General features: G+C 74.0%; 14 protein-coding genes and 3 tRNA genes. 4 read left to right on the forward strand and 13 right to left on the reverse strand.

Annotation, left to right across the window (positions count from 1 at the left end; genetic code table 11):
• Window positions 1–3: 3 nt before the first annotated feature.
• From galK to JOD57_RS06890, 8 genes are all read right to left on the reverse strand, one after another.
• The gene (gene galK, locus JOD57_RS06855; protein ID WP_204691195.1) at window positions 4–1,185 is read right to left on the reverse strand and encodes a galactokinase; all 1,182 of its coding nucleotides are present in this window, start codon (window positions 1,183–1,185) and stop codon (window positions 4–6) included.
• The gene (galT, locus tag JOD57_RS06860) at window positions 1,182–2,276 is read right to left on the reverse strand and encodes a galactose-1-phosphate uridylyltransferase (RefSeq protein WP_204691196.1); all 1,095 of its coding nucleotides are present in this window, start codon (window positions 2,274–2,276) and stop codon (window positions 1,182–1,184) included. The genes galK and galT overlap by 4 nt, the downstream gene beginning before the upstream one ends.
• Window positions 2,277–2,421: 145 nt before the next feature.
• A tRNA-Glu gene (locus JOD57_RS06865) sits at window positions 2,422–2,494 on the reverse strand.
• 99 nt (window positions 2,495–2,593) lie between these two features.
• A tRNA-Glu gene (locus tag JOD57_RS06870) sits at window positions 2,594–2,666 on the reverse strand.
• A 39-nt stretch (window positions 2,667–2,705) separates the two neighbouring features.
• Window positions 2,706–2,777 (reverse strand) — tRNA-Gln (locus tag JOD57_RS06875).
• Window positions 2,778–2,838: 61 nt separating this feature from the next.
• On the reverse strand, window positions 2,839–4,077 hold the full coding sequence (locus JOD57_RS26735) for a CPBP family intramembrane glutamic endopeptidase (protein ID WP_204691197.1): 1,239 nt from the start codon (window positions 4,075–4,077) through the stop codon (window positions 2,839–2,841).
• Window positions 4,074–5,540: a glutamate--tRNA ligase gene (gltX, locus tag JOD57_RS06885; RefSeq protein WP_307824528.1), complete on the reverse strand. Its 1,467-nt coding sequence runs from the start codon at window positions 5,538–5,540 to the stop codon at window positions 4,074–4,076. The genes JOD57_RS26735 and gltX overlap by 4 nt, the downstream gene beginning before the upstream one ends.
• Complete coding sequence (locus tag JOD57_RS06890; RefSeq protein WP_204691198.1) at window positions 5,537–6,349, reverse strand: fumarylacetoacetate hydrolase family protein; 813 nt, start codon at window positions 6,347–6,349, stop codon at window positions 5,537–5,539. The genes gltX and JOD57_RS06890 overlap by 4 nt, the downstream gene beginning before the upstream one ends.
• 89 nt (window positions 6,350–6,438) lie before the next feature.
• On the opposite strand from JOD57_RS06890, the gene JOD57_RS06895 reads away from it, so the two are divergent.
• Both JOD57_RS06895 and JOD57_RS06900 read left to right on the forward strand, forming a co-directional pair.
• Window positions 6,439–6,819 (forward strand): VOC family protein, encoded by a 381-nt coding sequence (locus JOD57_RS06895; protein ID WP_204691199.1) that lies wholly within the window; start codon window positions 6,439–6,441, stop codon window positions 6,817–6,819.
• Between the two features lie 19 nt (window positions 6,820–6,838).
• A complete protein-coding gene (locus JOD57_RS06900; protein WP_204691200.1) occupies window positions 6,839–7,168 on the forward strand; it encodes a putative quinol monooxygenase in 330 nt (109 codons plus the stop codon).
• Window positions 7,169–7,275: 107 nt separating this feature from the next.
• Here the strand turns inward: JOD57_RS06900 and cimA are convergent, their stop codons facing one another.
• The 3 genes from cimA to serA form a co-directional block, all read right to left on the reverse strand.
• Window positions 7,276–8,868, reverse strand: a complete 1,593-nt coding sequence (gene cimA, locus JOD57_RS06905) for a citramalate synthase (RefSeq protein ID WP_204691201.1) — start codon at window positions 8,866–8,868, stop codon at window positions 7,276–7,278.
• 217 nt (window positions 8,869–9,085) lie between these two features.
• On the reverse strand, window positions 9,086–10,108 hold the full coding sequence (locus JOD57_RS06910) for a 3-isopropylmalate dehydrogenase (protein WP_204691202.1): 1,023 nt from the start codon (window positions 10,106–10,108) through the stop codon (window positions 9,086–9,088).
• A 15-nt stretch (window positions 10,109–10,123) separates the two neighbouring features.
• Entirely contained in the window at window positions 10,124–11,725 is a 1,602-nt protein-coding gene (gene serA / locus JOD57_RS06915; protein WP_204691203.1) for a phosphoglycerate dehydrogenase, read from the reverse strand.
• Between the two features lie 190 nt (window positions 11,726–11,915).
• On the opposite strand from serA, the gene JOD57_RS06920 reads away from it, so the two are divergent.
• Together JOD57_RS06920 and JOD57_RS25230 are read left to right on the forward strand one after the other, a co-directional pair.
• The gene (locus JOD57_RS06920) at window positions 11,916–12,800 is read left to right on the forward strand and encodes a YhjD/YihY/BrkB family envelope integrity protein (RefSeq protein ID WP_204691204.1); all 885 of its coding nucleotides are present in this window, start codon (window positions 11,916–11,918) and stop codon (window positions 12,798–12,800) included.
• A gap of 114 nt (window positions 12,801–12,914) precedes the next feature.
• Window positions 12,915–13,550, forward strand: a complete 636-nt coding sequence (locus tag JOD57_RS25230; RefSeq protein WP_239568233.1) for a DUF805 domain-containing protein — start codon at window positions 12,915–12,917, stop codon at window positions 13,548–13,550.
• An 80-nt stretch (window positions 13,551–13,630) separates the two neighbouring features.
• Here the strand turns inward: JOD57_RS25230 and ilvC are convergent, their stop codons facing one another.
• Entirely contained in the window at window positions 13,631–14,659 is a 1,029-nt protein-coding gene (gene ilvC / locus JOD57_RS06930) for a ketol-acid reductoisomerase (protein ID WP_204691205.1), read from the reverse strand.
• Between the two features lie 49 nt (window positions 14,660–14,708).
• Window positions 14,709–15,236, reverse strand: a complete 528-nt coding sequence (gene ilvN / locus JOD57_RS06935; RefSeq protein WP_204691206.1) for an acetolactate synthase small subunit — start codon at window positions 15,234–15,236, stop codon at window positions 14,709–14,711.
• Between the last annotated feature and the right edge of the window lie 37 nt (window positions 15,237–15,273).

Here is a 15,273-nt window from a genome sequence, read left to right on the forward strand (position 1 = left end):
GGGTCATGTCAGCCGCCGCGCCCCCGGCGAGGGGACGACGACGAACGCGCGCGGGGCACCGGCGCCCTCGAGCGCGAAGCGGTCGGCCACGGCCGCGGTGACGGCGTCCACCACCGTGGCGTCGACGAGCGCCACGGCGCTGCCGCCGAAGCCGCCGCCGACCATCCGGGCGCCGTGGGCACCGGCCTCGACGGCCGCCTCGACGAGGGCGTCGAGCAGCGGCACGGAGACCTCGAAGTCGTCGCGCAGCGAGGCGTGGCCGGCGGTGAGCACCGGGCCGACGGCGCGCGGGTCCCCGCCCTCGCGCAGCATCCCGACGACCTCGCGGACGCGGGCGTCCTCGCCGACGACGTGCCGCGCCCGGCGCAGCAGCAGCGCCCCGCGCTCGGTGCCGTCGTCGAGCCGGTCGAGGTCGGCGACGTCGCCGACCGCGCAGAGCAGGTCGACGCCGAGGCGCTCCGCGGCCTCCTCGCACTCCCGGCGCCGGTCGCCGTAGCCGCTCTCGGCGTGGTCGTGCGTGGTGCCGGAGTCGAGGACGAGCAGCGCCAGGCCGGTGGCGGCGAGGTCGAGGGGGACCTGCTCGCTGCTGCGGTCGCGGGTGTCGAGGTACAGGGCGTGCCCGGCGGTGCACAGCACCGAGGCGGACTGGTCGAGGATGCCGGTGGGCGCGCCGACGAAGTCGTTCTCCGCGCGCCGGGCGACGTCGACCAGGTCGTCCGGCCCCAGGTCGAGGCCGAGCAGGTCGCGCAGCGCCAGTGCGACGGCGCACTCCAGCGCGGCCGACGAGGACAGCCCCGCCCCGGCGGGGACGTCGCCGTCGACGAGCAGGCTCAGCCCGCCGGGGACGGACGCGCGCAGCTCGGCGACGACGCCGGCCGGGTAGCCGGCCCAGCCGCCCGGGGTGCCGGGCGCGAGGTCGGCGACGGCGACGTCGGCCTCGGCGCCGGGGTGCTGCAGCGAGACGAGCACCAGCCGGCCGTCGTCGCGGCGGGCGACCGCGGCACGGGTGGTGTGCGGCAGGGCCACCGGCAGCACGTGCCCGCCGTTGTAGTCGGTGTGCTCCCCGATCACGTTGACCCGGCCCGGTGCCGCCCAGACACCCTCCGGCGCGGCGCCGAACCGCTCGGTGAACGCGGCGACGGCGCGTTCGGCCGCGGCCGCGTCGTCCAGGGGCCCGTCGCTCACGGGACGACCACGGTCCGCAGCTGCTCGGCGACGTCCTCGGGGTTGGTGTCGGTGATGAACGCGCCCATCCCCGACTCCGAGCCGGCCAGGTACTTCAGCTTGCCCGGCGCCCGGCGCAGCGAGAACAGCTGCAGGTGCAGCCACCAGTCCTCGCGCCCGTCGTGCACCGGCGCCTGGTTCCAGGAGGCGATGTAGGGCATCGGGGTGTCGAAGCGGTGCGCGAAGCGGCCCAGGACGTCGAGGTAGACGGTGGCCAGGGCGTCGCGCTCGGCGTCGTCGAGGGCGGGCAGGTCGGGCACCCGCCGGGTGGGGAACAGCTGCACCTCGTAGGGCCAGCGCGCCGCGGCCGGCACGAAGGCCACCCAGTGCTCGTCGGCGGCCACCACCCGCGGGCCGGCGCGCTCGGCGTCGACGACCTCGGCGAACAGGTCGCCGCCGGTCCGCTCGCGGTGCCGGCGCGCCGAGCCGAGCACGCGCTCCACCCGCGGCGTCACGAACGGGTAGGCGTAGATCTGGCCGTGGGGGTGGGCGAGCGTCACCCCGATCTCCTCGCCGGAGTTCTCGAAGCAGAACACCTGCTCGACGCCGTCGATCGCGCTCAGCTCCGCGGTCCGCTCGGCCCACACGTCGACCACCAGGCGGGCCCGGTCGTGGCCGAGGCCGGCGAAGTGCTGGTCGTGGTCGCTGGTGAACAGCACCACCTCGCAGCGGCCGAAGCCGGGACGCAGCTCGGCCAGGGGCGCGCCCGGGGCGGACGGCGGGACGTCGCGGTCGACGGAGGTGGCCAGCGACGGGAAGCGGTTCTCGAACGCGACGACCTGGTAGTCGGGCTCCGGTACCTCGGTGGGCCGGCCCGGCCGGGAGGGGCACAGCGGGCACTGGTCGGCCGGCGGCAGGAAGGTGCGGCTCTGCCGGTGCGCGGCGATGACCACCTCCTCGCCGAGGAGGGCGTCCCGGCGCAGCTGCGAGCGGGTGCTCACCGGCGGGAGGTCGCGGGTGTCCTCGGCCACGTGCTCGGGAGCCGGGGAGTCCTCCGCGTCGAAGTAGAGGATCTCCCGGCCGTCCGCCAGCCGACGACTCGTCCGGATCACCGCGTCCTGCCTCCCGTCGCGACCCGCGGGTCGGGCCCCGGGAACGCTAGCCCCGACGGTGATCGCCCAGCCACTCGAAGCCGGGACCGGGACGCACCAGGGCCCCCGGCCGGGAGGCCGGGGGCCCGGGGAGGTGGTGCCGCTGTAGCCCCGAAGGGATTCGAACCCTCGCTACCGCCGTGAGAGGGCGGCGTCCTGGACCGCTAGACGACGGGGCCGGACGGCGTCCATGGTGCCACGGGCGCCCGCGCGCCCGGCGACCGGGACGCGGACGCACGAGAGCCCCCGGTCGGTGACCGGGGGCTCTCGCTGCGCTGTAGCCCCGAAGGGATTCGAACCCTCGCTACCGCCGTGAGAGGGCGGCGTCCTGGGCCGCTAGACGACGGGGCCGTGCGGTGTTTCCGGTGGTGCTGAGGTGGTGCTTCCTCGCTGGGGTACCAGGACTCGAACCTAGACTAACGGAACCAGAAACCGTCGGGCTGCCAATTACCCCATACCCCAAGGCTTGGCCGGCACCTCGCGGCGCCGGGGAAGACGATACCCGATGTCCGCGGGCAGGGTGTCACCACCCCCGGGTCCGCGGGTCGCCGGCGGGGACGCGCAGGTCCAGGGCGGGCGTGACCAGCTCGGGGTGCAGCCGCCGCCGCGAGGCCGCCACCACGGCCACGTAGGCGCCCATGGACAGCAGCGTGAGCAGCAGGGACAGCAGGCCGACGCCCGCGGGGACCTCCTCGGTGGCCACGCCGTCGCCGAGCGACCCGGCCAGGAAGAACACCAGCACGTTGTTCACCGCGTGCAGCACGATCGCCGCCTCGAGCCCGCCGGTGAGCCACACCACGGCCGAGGCGGCCAGGCCGAAGGCGAACCGGTCGAGGAAGGTGACGACGTCGCCGGGGGCGTGCGCGGCCGAGAACAGCGCGGCGGTGACGACGGCGGCCACCAGCGCGCCGGCCCGCGGGCTGCGGATCCACCCGGCGATCGCCTGGCTGAGGTAGCCGCGGAACACGTACTCCTCGGCGGCCGACTGGATCGGCGTGGTGAGCACCACCACGAGCAGCAGCCAGAGCAGGTCGTCGACCGGGCCGGTGACCGCGCCGTCGTCGAGCAGGAACCCCAGCAGCACCGACAGGCCGATGCCCACGCCGAGGGTGGCCAGGGCCCGCAGCGTCAGGGGCAGGAACAGCCGCCAGCGCAGCCGGGCCAGCACCGACGACGACCAGCCCGGCCGCATGCCGTGGGCGGCCACCCACAGCAGCCAGACGATGGGGATCGCGACGATCAGCGAGAGGTTGGTCAGCAGCAGCACGCCGGGGTCGACGAGGTCGAGCAGCTGCAGGTCCGGCGCGACGCCGGTGAGGAGCACCAGCAGGACGACGACGAAGGCCGCCACGCCGTAGGCGACGACGAACAGCAGCAGCCCGAGCAGCGGCCGCCACCACGCCCAGTCCCGCGAGCGCATGGCCAGCAGGTAGGTCACCGGCTGGTCGTGCGGCGGCGTCCCGGGTGGCGGCGCCATCCGCACGCCCGGCGGGAACGGGGCCGGCGGCGGTGGGCCCGGCCGCCACTCGAGGACCGCCTGCTGCCAGGGCGGGGCGCCCGGCAGGTGGGTGTGCGGGCCCGGCTGCGCCGGCACCGGCCCCAGCGGCCAGGGCACCGGCCCGGCCGCCCCGGGGGGCGGCGGGTACCCGCCACGGTGCGCCCCCGGGACGAACGGCGGCGCTGCGTAGGGACCCGTGGGCGGGGGCCCGGTGTAGGGCTCGTCGCCACCGGGGTACGGGCCCGGCCAGGGCGGGCCGGTCACCCGACCACGTCCCGGGCCGCCGCCAGGCGGGCCAGCGTGCGCTCGCGGCCCAGCAGCTCCATGGACTCGTACAGCGGCGGGGACACCGTGCGGCCGCTGACCGCCACGCGCACCGGCCCGAACGCCTGCCGCGGCTTGCGCCCGAGGCCCTCCACCAGCGCCTCCTTGAGCGCCGTCTCGATCGCCGCGGTGGACCACTCCCCCAGGCCCTCGAGGGCGGCCGAGGCCGCGGTCAGCACCTCGCCGTCCTCCGGGCGCAGGTTCTTCGCGGCGGCGGGGTCGACGGCGACCTCGTCGGTGAACAGGAAGCCGACCAGCCCGACGACGTCGGAGAGCACGACGGTGCGCTCCTGCGCCATCGGCGCGATGGCCCGCAGCACCCGGTCCTGCTCGGGCGTCGGCGGGTCGGCGACCAGGCCGGCGCCGGCGAGGAAGGGCACGGCCCGCGCGACGAACTCCTCGACCGGCAGCTGCCGCACGTGCGTGGCGTTGATCGCCTCGGCCTTCCTGACGTCGAAGCGCGCCGGGTTGGCGCTGACCCGGGTGACGTCGAAGGCCTCGACCATCTCGGCCATCGAGAACACGTCGCGGTCCTCGGCGATCGACCAGCCCAGCAGCGCCAGGTAGTTGGCGAACCCCTCGGGCACGAAGCCGCGCTCGCGGTAGACGTCGACGTTGGACGTGGGGTCGCGCTTGGACAGCTTCCTGTTGCCCTCGCCGGTCACGTAGGGCAGGTGGCCGAAGCGCGGGGGGCCGCTCGCCACGCCGACGTCCTGCAGGGCCGCGTAGAGGGCGAGCTGACGGGGCGTGGAGGGCAGCAGGTCCTCGCCGCGCAGGACGTCGGTGATGCCCATCAGGGCGTCGTCGACGGGGTTGACGAAGGGGTAGAGCGGCACGCCGTTGCCGCGGACGATGACGAAGTCGGGCACCGACCCGGCGGCGAAGCGGACCTCGCCGCGCACCAGGTCGGTCCAGGTGAGGTCCTCGTCGGGCATCCGCAGCCGCAGCACCGGCTGGCGGCCCTCGTCGCGGAAGGCCGCCTTCTGCGCGTCGGTGAGGTACCGGTCGGCGTTGTCGTAGCCGAGCTTGGGGTCCTGGCCGGCGGCGCGCCGGCGGGCGTCGACCTCCTCGTTGGTCGAGAACGACTCGTAGGCGTGCCCGGCCTCGAGCAGCGTCGCGGCCACCTCGCGGTAGACGTCGTGGCGCTGCGACTGCCGGTAGGGGCCGTGCGGGCCGCCGACCTCCGGGCCCTCGTCCCAGTCCAGGCCCAGCCAGCGCAGGCTGTCGAGCAGGTGGCGGTAGGAGTCCTCGGAGTCGCGGGAGGCGTCGGTGTCCTCGATGCGGAAGACGAACGTGCCGCCGGTGTGCCGGGCGTGCGCCCAGTTGAACAGCGCGGTGCGCAGCAGGCCGACGTGCACCATCCCGGTCGGCGACGGGCAGAAGCGCGTGCGCACGTCGCTCACCGGGCGCCCCCGGCGGTGGAGGTCGTGTCGGCCCCGCTGACGCCGTTGGTCAGCGAGCCCAGACCCTCGATCGCGCACTCCACGCGCTGGCCGGGTCGGATGGGCCCGACGCCGGCAGGGGTGCCGGTCAGGACGACGTCGCCCGGCAGCAGGGTCATGACCTGCGAGATGTAGGACACCAGCGTCGCGACGTCGAACAGCAACTGGCTGGTGCGCCCGGACTGCCGCAGCTCGCCGTCGACGGTGCAGGTGATCGCCAGGTCGGCCGGGTCCTTGCCCAGGCCGCCCAGGTCGGTCTCGATCCACGGGCCCAGCGGGCAGAAGGAGTCGAAGCCCTTGGCGCGGGTCCACTGCCCGTCGGTCCTCTGCATGTCCCGCTCGGTGACGTCGTTGGCGATCGTGTAGCCGAAGACGCTCGCCGGGACCTGCTCGGGGGCGATCGAGCGGGCGCCGCGGGCACCGATGACGACGGCCAGCTCCACCTCGTGGTGGACGTTCGTGCTGCCGGCGGGGATGCGGATGGCGTCGCCCGGGCCGATGACCGACGTCGAGGGCTTGAGGAACAGCAGCGGCCGCTCGGGGGCGTCCCCGGTGTCCATCTCCTTGACGTGCTCGGCGTAGTTCTTGCCGACGCAGACGACCTTGCTCGGCAGGATCGGCGAGAGCAGCCGGACGTCGGCCTGCGGGAAGCGCTGGCCGGTGAAGGAGATGGTCCCGAACGGGTGGCCCTCGATCTGGGCGACCTGACCGTCGCCGTCGAGGACGCCGAAGGACATGCCGGAGGGCGAGGCGAAGCGGACGATGCGCACGTCGTCGAGGCTACTGACCGGCCCGCGGCCGGGCGCCGCTGCTTCCCGGCCGTGCTGCCCGGCCGGCGGGGGCCCCCTACGGTCGGGGCGTGGCCGCCCGCTTCAGTGAGCTCGTGATCGACAGCCGCGACCCCGAGGCGCTGGCCGCGTGGTGGGCGGAGGTGCTCGGCTACCGCGTCCTCGGGCGCGACGAGGACGGGGCGGTGGAGATCGGCCCGGAGGCCGGCTTCGGCGGCGCCGCCCCGACGCTGGTGTTCGCGCCGGTGTCCGACCCCTCCCCGGGCAAGCCGCGTCTGCACCTGGACCTCAGCGCCACCGACCGCGACCAGGACGCCGAGCTGCAGCGGCTGCTGGGCCTGGGCGCCACCCCGGCCGACGTCGGCCAGACCGGCGAGGAGAGCTGGCACGTGCTGGCCGACCCCGAGGGGAACCCCTTCTGCCTGCTCCGCCGACGGCTCGACCCGCTGTGACCGACCCCAGGAGGACCCCGTGATCCTGATCGTCATCAAGTTCCCCGTCCGCTCCGACCGCATCGAGGAGTTCCGGACCCACGCCGACGAGTACGCGCGGGCGGTGAACGCCGAGGAGGGCAGCCTGTTCTTCGAGTGGTCCCGCAGCGTCGAGGACCCGGACACGTTCGTCTGCATCGAGGGGTTCCGGGACTCCGACGCCGGTGCCTCGCACGTGGCCACCCCGCACGCCAAGTCGGCGTTCGACTGGATGTCGGACCTCGTCGCCGAGCAGCCGCAGATCATCTACGTCGACGCCCCCGAGGTCAGCGGCTTCGGCCCGATGGGCGAGGTGCAGCCGAGGACCTGAGCCGACGCACGCGATGATCAGGTGACCTGATCGTCGAGCGTCCTCCCTGACGTCCCACGGTCAGGGAGGACGCGTCACGATCAGGGACCCTGATCGTGGCGGCGCCCCTACCGGCAGCGGACGGCGTAGGTGAGAGCGTCGACCAGGGCGTGCCAGGAGGCCTCGACGATGTTGTCGTGGACGCCCACGGTGGTCCACTCGCCGACGCCGTCGGTGGTGTCGACGAGCACCCGGGTCGTGGCGCTGGAGCCGCCCTTCCAACCGAGGATGCGCACCTTGTAGTCGGCCAGCGAGACGTCGGCGAGCTGCGGGTGGCGGCTGACCAGCGCCTGGCGCAGCGCGTTGTCCAGCGCGTTGACCGGGCCGTTCCCCTCCCCGGTGCTGATGACCCGCTCGACCGTGCCGTCGGCGTTGGGCAGCAGGACCTTCACCGTCGCCTCGCTGACGACGACGCCGTTGCCCCAGTGCTCGACCGTCGTCCGGTAGCTCTCCAGCTCGAACAGCGGGTCGGGGGCGCCGGGCAGCGAGGCGCGCAGCAGCAGCTCGAAGGAGGCGTCGGCGGCCTCGAACGACCAGCCGTCGGCCTCGAGCACCTTGACCTGGTCGACCACCCGGCCGACGACGTCGGCGTGCCCGTGGAGGTCGACGCCGAGCTCACGGCCCTTGAGCTCCACCGACGCGCGGCCGGCCATCTCGGTGACCAGGATGCGCATGCCGTTGCCGACGAGCGCCGGGTCGAGGTGGTTGTACAGCTCGGGGCTGACCTTGATCGCGCTGGCGTGCAGCCCGGCCTTGTGCGCGAAGGCCGACGCGCCGACGTAGGGCTGGTGGTCGTCGGGGGCGATGTTGGCCAGCTCGGCGATCGCGTGGCTGACCCGCTGCAGCTCGCCCAGGCACTCGGCGGGCACGACCGGCAGGCCCATCTTGGTGACCAGGTTGGCGACCAGCGCGAAGGTGTCGGCGTTGCCGGCCCGCTCGCCGTAGCCGTTGGCGGTGCCCTGCACGTGGGTCACCCCGGCCTCGACGGCGGCCAGCGAGTTGGCGACGGCGCAGCCGGTGTCGTCCTGGCAGTGGATGCCCAGCCGGCCGCCCACCCGGGCGCGGACGTCGGCCACCACCCGGCCCACGCCCATCGGCAGCATCCCGCCGTTGGTGTCGCAGAGGACGCCGACCTCCGCGCCGGCGGCGAAGGCGGCCTCGAGCACCCGCACGCCGTAGTCGGGATCGGCGGCGTACCCGTCGAAGAAGTGCTCGCAGTCGACGAAGACCCGCCGGCCGTGCGCGACCAGGTGGGCCACGGTGTCGCCGACCATCGCGAGGTTCTCCTCGAGCGTGGTCCGCAGCGCGTCGCGCACGTGCCGGACGTCGGACTTCGCGACCAGGCAGACGACCGGCGTCTCGGCGTCCAGCAGCGCCTGCACCTGCGGGTCGTCCGCCACCGGCACCCCGGCCCGGCGGGTGGCGCCGAAGGCGACCAGCACCGCGTGCTGCAGCTTGAGCTCGGTGCGGGCGCGGGCGAAGAACTCGGTGTCCTTGGGCAGCGCCCCCGGCCAGCCGCCCTCGACGTACCCGACACCGATCTCGTCGAGCAGCCGGGCGACGGCCAGCTTGTCGGCGACGGAGAAGCTGATCCCCTCGCGCTGGGCGCCGTCGCGCAGCGTGGTGTCGAAGACGTGGAAGGTGCTGGGCGGAGTGGGCACGGTGTCCTCCGGGAGACGTCACCTGCCCCGGACACGAGAAAGACCCCCCGGGTACGGAGGGTCTGCGCGCAGTCGGGGAGGTGACTGCGCGCTACGTGATGACGATGACGGGGGCGGTGCTGGACATCGCGTCGAGTAAAGCACGCACCCGGCCACACCCCACCCCGGCCCCTCCACGGGCCCCGCCGCGAGCCCGGGAGCTGGGGTGGTCCTCCCCTCAGCCGCCGGCGAGGGCGGCCAGGCGGTCGCCCACCTCGGCCGTCCGCACCGGGCCGCGCGGGTCGCGGGTGGACAGGTCGAAGGCCACGGCGGCGTCGACCTTGCGCGCCTGGTCGGCGCGGCCGAGGTGCTCGAGCAGCAGGGCGACCGAGAGCACCGTCGCCGTCGGGTCGGCGATCCCCTGCCCGGCGATGTCGGGGGCCGAGCCGTGCACCGGCTCGAACATGCTCGGGTTGGTGCCCGACGCGTCGAGGTTGCCGCTGGCGGCCAGCCCGATGCCGCCGGTGACCGCCGCGGCGACGTCGGTGACGATGTCGCCGAAGAGGTTGTCGGTGACGATGACGTCGTAGCGGCCCGGGTCGGTGATGAAGAACATCGACGCCGCGTCGACGTGCTGGTAGGCGACGGTGACCTCGGGGAACTCCGCCCCCACCTCCTCCACCGTGCGCGACCACAGCGACCCGGCGTGCGTGAGCACGTTGGTCTTGTGGATCAGCGTCAGGTGCCGGCGCGGGCGGGCCTGCGCCCGCTCGAAGGCGTACCGGACGACGCGCTCGACGCCGAAGGCGGTGTTGAGGCTGACCTCGGTGGCCACCTCCTGCGGGGTGTCGCGGCGCAGGACGCCCCCGTTGCCGGCGTAGGGGCCCTCGGTGCCCTCCCGGACGCAGAGCATGTCGATCTCGCCCGGGTCGGCCAGCGGGCTGTGCACGCCGTCGAAGAGCCTCGCCGGGCGCAGGTTGACGTGGTGGTCGAGCTCGAAGCGCAGCCGCAGCAGCAGCCCGCGCTCCAGGATGCCCGGCGGGACACCGGGGTCGCCGATGGCGCCGAGGAGGATCGCGTCGTGCCCGCGCAGCTCGTCGAGCACCGTGTCCGGCAGCAGCTCGCCGGTCCGCTGCCAGCGGGCGGCGCCCAGGTCGTACGGCGTCGTCTCGAGGTCCGGGGCGATCCCGCCCAGGACCTTGAGGCCCTCGGCCACCACCTCCGGGCCGATGCCGTCTCCCGCGATCACTGCCAGGCGCATGCCGACGACCCTAGGTCAGCGCGGGTCGAGGTCGGCCGAGCGGGCCTCACGCGCCCCGATGCGCCCGGCGATGTCGCCGAGCATCTCGGCGCTGACCGGGCTGTCGACGGTGACCGCCATGAGCGCCTCGCCGCCGCGGGTGGTCCGGCTGACCTGCGCGCCGGCGATGTTGACGCCCGCCTCCCCCAGCGCCGCGCCGACGGCACCCACGACGCCCGGGCGGTCGGTGTAGAGGAAGAAGAGCAGGTGGCCGGACAGGTCGAGGTCCATGTCGAAGCCGTCGACCTCGACCAGCTTGGGCACCTGGTTCTTGCCGAAGAGCGTGCCCGAGACGGCCACCTCGCGGCCGTCGGCCATGACGCCGTGCACCCGGACGAGGTTGCGGTAGTCGGGGCTCTCGAGGTCGCTGGAGAGCGTGACGTCGAGGCCGCGCTGCTGCGCCAGCAGCGGGGCGTTGACGTAGGTGACCTGCTCCTCGACGACGTCGGAGAACACGCCCTTGAGGACGGCGAGCTGCAGCACCGAGTCGTCGAACTCGGCGAGCTTGCCGCGGACCTCGACCGTGACCGACTGGGCCAGACCGCCGGCGACGGCGGTGAAGACGGTCCCGAGCTTCTCGGCCAGCGGCAGGCCCGGCCGCACGTCCTCGGCGACGACCCCGCCGGCCTGGACGTTGACCGCGTCGGGCACGAACTCCCCCTGCAACGCCAGGCGCACCGAGTAGGCGACGGCGGTGCCGGCCTTGTCCTGCGCCTCCGTCGTCGAGGCGCCCAGGTGCGGGGTGACCACGGTGTTGGGCAGCCCGAACAGCGGGCTGTCGGTGCAGGGCTCCGTGGCGTAGACGTCGAGACCCGCGGCCCCCACCTGGCCCGAGGCCAGCGCGTCGGCCAGCGCCGCCTCGTCGACGAGCCCGCCGCGGGCGGCGTTGACGACGATGACGCCGCGCTTGGTGGTGGCCAGCTCGTCGGCGCCGATGAGCCCGAGCGTCTCGGGCGTCTTGGGCAGGTGGATGCTGATGAAGTCGGCCTCGCGCAGCAGCTCCTCCAGCGACACCATGCGCACGCCGAGCTGCGCGGCGCGGCCGGGCTGGATGTAGGGGTCGTAGGCGATCAGCGTGGTGCCGAAGGCGGCCAGCCGCTGGGCGACCAGCTGCCCGATCCGGCCCAGGCCCACCACGCCGACCACCTTGTCGGTGACCTCGACGCCCATGAACCTCGAGCGCTGCCAGGTGCCCTCGCGCAGCGACGCGTCGGCGGCCGGGATCTGCCGGGCGGCGGCCAGCAGCAGGGCGACGGCGTGCTCGGCGGCGCTGACGATGTTCGACGTCGGGGCGTTGACCACCATGACGCCGCGCTCGGTGGCCGCGGCGACGTCGACGTTGTCCAGTCCGATGCCGGCGCGGGCCACCACCTTGAGGTTCGGGCCCGCGGCCAGGGCCTCCGCGTCGATCTGCGTGGCGCTGCGGATCATGACCGCGGCGGCGTCGGCCAGCGCGGGCAGCAGTGCGGACCGGTCGGCTCCGTCGACGTGGCGGATCTCGACGTCGCTGCCGAGCACCTCCAGCACGCTCGGGGCGAGTTGCTCGGCGATCAGGACGACGGGCGCGCTCTCGGTCACGGGAGCACAGCCTAAGGAGGCGACGGGTCCGCGCCCCCGTCAGCCCTGACGCCGGTCACCGAGCGTGGACGGGACGCCCAGCCACCACGAGGCCTCCCCATCAGGAGTGGCCTGCTTGCCCCTGCCGACGCCGCCTGCGCATCCTGGCGGCGAGCGATACCGGCACCGGCCGGCGCCTGCGGAGGGGACCATGAGCAACTACGGCAACGACCAGGGCTCGGGCGGGGCCTCCCCGTACGGCCAGGGCCAGTACGGGCAGGAGCCGCACGAGCAGCAGTACGGGCAGCAGGGACGGTCCTCCGGCGACCAGCCCGCCGGCGCCTCGGCCTCGGGTCAGCAGGCTCAGGAGCAGTACCCGCAGCAGGAGCAGGGGTACGGCCAGCAGTACGGCCAGCCCGGCTCCGCGCCGCAGTACGGGCAGCCCGGCTACGGCCAGCAGGCATACGGCCAGCCGGGCTACGGCCAGCCCGGCTACGGCCAGCCCGGCTACGGCCAGCAGGGGTACGGCCAGGCGGGATATCCCCAGCAGTACGGTCAGCAGCCCGGCTACGCCCAGCAGTACGGGCAGTACGGCTACGGGCAGCAGTACGGCCAGGGCGCCGTCCCGGCCAAGCCCGGAGGTGTGGTGACCGCGGCCGTCCTCGGCTTCGTCTTCGGGGCCATCGGCGTCCTGTTCAGCATGCTCCTGATCTTCGCCGGGGTCTTCGCCACCGGAGCTGCGTCGGGTGACCTGGAGAGCGAACTGCCCGGCTTCGAGTCCGTCGCCGGCGCGGTCGGGGGCGTCATCCTGGTGATCGGCCTGCTCGTCCTCGTCTGGACCGTCGTGACGATCTGGGGCTCGGTGTGGGCACTCACCGGACGCAGCCGGGTGATGCTGCTGGTGGGCGGCTCGATCGCCCTGGCCTTCACCCTGTTCGGGCTCATCGGCAACCTGGCCGACGCCGACACCGCCGGGGCGGGGGGCATCATCACCAGCCTGCTGTTCTTCCTGGCCGCGCTGGCGATCGTCGTCCTGCTGTCCCTGAAGCCGGCCGCCGCCTTCTTCGCCGCGCACCGCGCCCGCCGCGGGCGCTGACCGCCGTCACCCCGAGGGGGTCCGCCCGCCCGGGCGGGCCCCCTCGGGGTGTCCGGAGCCCATACACTCCGCCACCGGCCGCCGACCCGGCGCAACCGCAGTCCAGGAGGAACGATGACAGGTCCCGACTTCGAGAAGAACGACGCGGCGGGAGGTCAGCCCGGGTCCGGCACGCCGGGGCAGCAGCCCCACGGCCAGCAGCCGGGCTACGGGTCCCAGGGGTACGGGCAGCAGTCCTACGGCCAGCAGCCGGGCTTCGGGCAGCCGGGGTACGGACAGCCGGGGTACGGACAGCAGCAGTACGGCTACGGGCAGCCGGGCGCTGCGGCGCCCTACGGCGGCGGCTTCGGCGGCCCCTCCCCCTACGCCGCGACGCCGATGGGCTTCGCCGACGCCGTCCGCAGTGTCCTGACGAAGTACGCCGACTTCTCGGGGCGGGCACGTCGCGCCGAGTACTGGTGGTTCTTCCTCTTCGCCGTCGTCGTCTCCCTGGTCGCCGCCGTGCTCGACGGCGTCATCGGCGCCCCGGTGTTCTCGCTGCTCACCGCGCTGGGGCTGCTCGTCCCGAACCTGGCCGTGAGCGTGCGACGCCTGCACGGCACCGACCGGTCGGGCTGGTGGCTGCTCCTGAACCTGGTCCCCTTCGGCGGCATCGTGCTGCTGGTCTTCTACTGCCTGGAGGGTCAGCCGGGCCACAACCGCTTCGGCCCCTCCCCGAAGTCCCCGGCGATCGGTGGCTGGCCCGCCTGACCGCGGAGGGCGTGCGGCCGGCTCCGGCGCACGCACGGGAACGGCCTCCGCTGCCTGGTGGCAGCGGGGGCCGTTCCCGTTCAGCCGCGGGCGGCAGTGCCGGTGTAGTCGTCGGAGGCCGACACCCAGCTCATGAGGCCGCGCAGCTTGCGGCCGGTCTCCTCGATCGGGTGTGCCTCGGCCTCGGCGCGGCGACGCCGGAAGTCCGGGGCACCGGCGTCCTGGTCGGCGATGAACTCCGCCGCCCACGAGCCGTCCTTGATCCGCGCCAGCACGTCCTTCATGGCGTCCTTGACGTGGGCGTCGATGATCTTCGGACCCGAGGTGTAGTCGCCGTACTCGGCGGTGTCGGACACCGACCAGCGCTGCTTGGCGATGCCGCCCTCGTACATGAGGTCGACGATCAGCTTGAGCTCGTGCAGGCACTCGAAGTACGCGATCTCGGGCTGGTACCCGGCCTCGGTGAGGGTCTCGAAGCCGGCGGTGATCAGCGCGCTGGCGCCACCGCAGAGGACGGCCTGCTCACCGAAGAGGTCGGTCTCGGTCTCCTCGGCGAACGTCGTCCTGATGACGCCGGCGCGGGTGCCGCCGATGGCCTTGGCGTAGGACAGCGCCAGCTGCAGCGCCTGCCCGCTGGCGTCCTGCTCGACGGCGACCAGGCAGGGCACGCCCTTGCCGTTCTCGAACTCGCGGCGCACCAGGTGGCCGGGGCCCTTGGGGGCGACCATGGCGACGTCGACGCCGGCCGGGGGCTTGACGTAGCCGAACCGGATGTTGAAGCCGTGGCCGAAGAACAGCGCGTCGCCGTCCTGCAGGTTCGGCTCGATCGACTCGGTGTAGAGGGTCCGCTGGACGTGGTCCGGCGCGAGGACCATCACCAGGTCGGCCTCGGCGGCGGCCTCGGCCGGCGTGACGACCCGCAGGCCCTCGGCCTCGGCCTTGGCCCGGCTGGCCGAGCCCTCCTTCAGGCCGACGCGGACGTCGACCCCCGAGTCGCGCAGCGACAGCGCGTGGGCGTGGCCCTGGCTGCCGTAGCCGATCACGGCGACGGTCCGCCCCTGGATGATCGAGAGGTCGGCGTCGTCGTCGTAGAAGATCTCGGCGGCCATGCGGTGGTGCTCCTTCGGTGGGTTCTCGTGGTGGGGCAGGAGGCCTCGTTCAGGCGGTTCGGTCGACCGGGCGCAAGGTACCGGCGCCGCTCATCGAGCGCGGCCCCCGGCCCAGGGCGACGGTGCCCGACTGCGCCATCTCCTTGATGCCCAGCGGGGCCAGGACGGCGAGCAGGGCCTGCAGCTTGTCGGGGGTGCCGGTCGCCTCGAGCGTCACGGTGTCGGTGTTGACGTCGACGACGCGCGCGCGGAACAGCTCCGCCGTCTGCAGGACGGTGGTGCGCTCGGCCAGCGGCGCGCGCACCTTGACCAGCAGCAGCTCGCGCTGGACCGCCGCGCTGCCGTCCAGCTCCACGATCTTGATGACCTCGATCAGCTTGTTGAGCTGCTTGGTCACCTGCTCCAGCGGCGCGGACTCGGCGTCGACGACGATCGTCATCCGCGACAGGTCGGGGTTCTCGGTCGGGCCGACGGCCAGCGACTCGATGTTGAACGCGCGCCGGCTGAACAGCGCCGAGACGCGGGCCAGCACGCCGGCCTTGTTCTCGACCAGGACCGACAGGGTGTGGCGGGTCATGCCCAGGGTTCCTTTCCGTGCCGAGCGGCACCGGGGC

The organism is Geodermatophilus bullaregiensis, from assembly GCF_016907675.1.
Taxonomy (GTDB): Bacteria; Actinomycetota; Actinomycetes; order Mycobacteriales; family Geodermatophilaceae; genus Geodermatophilus; species Geodermatophilus bullaregiensis.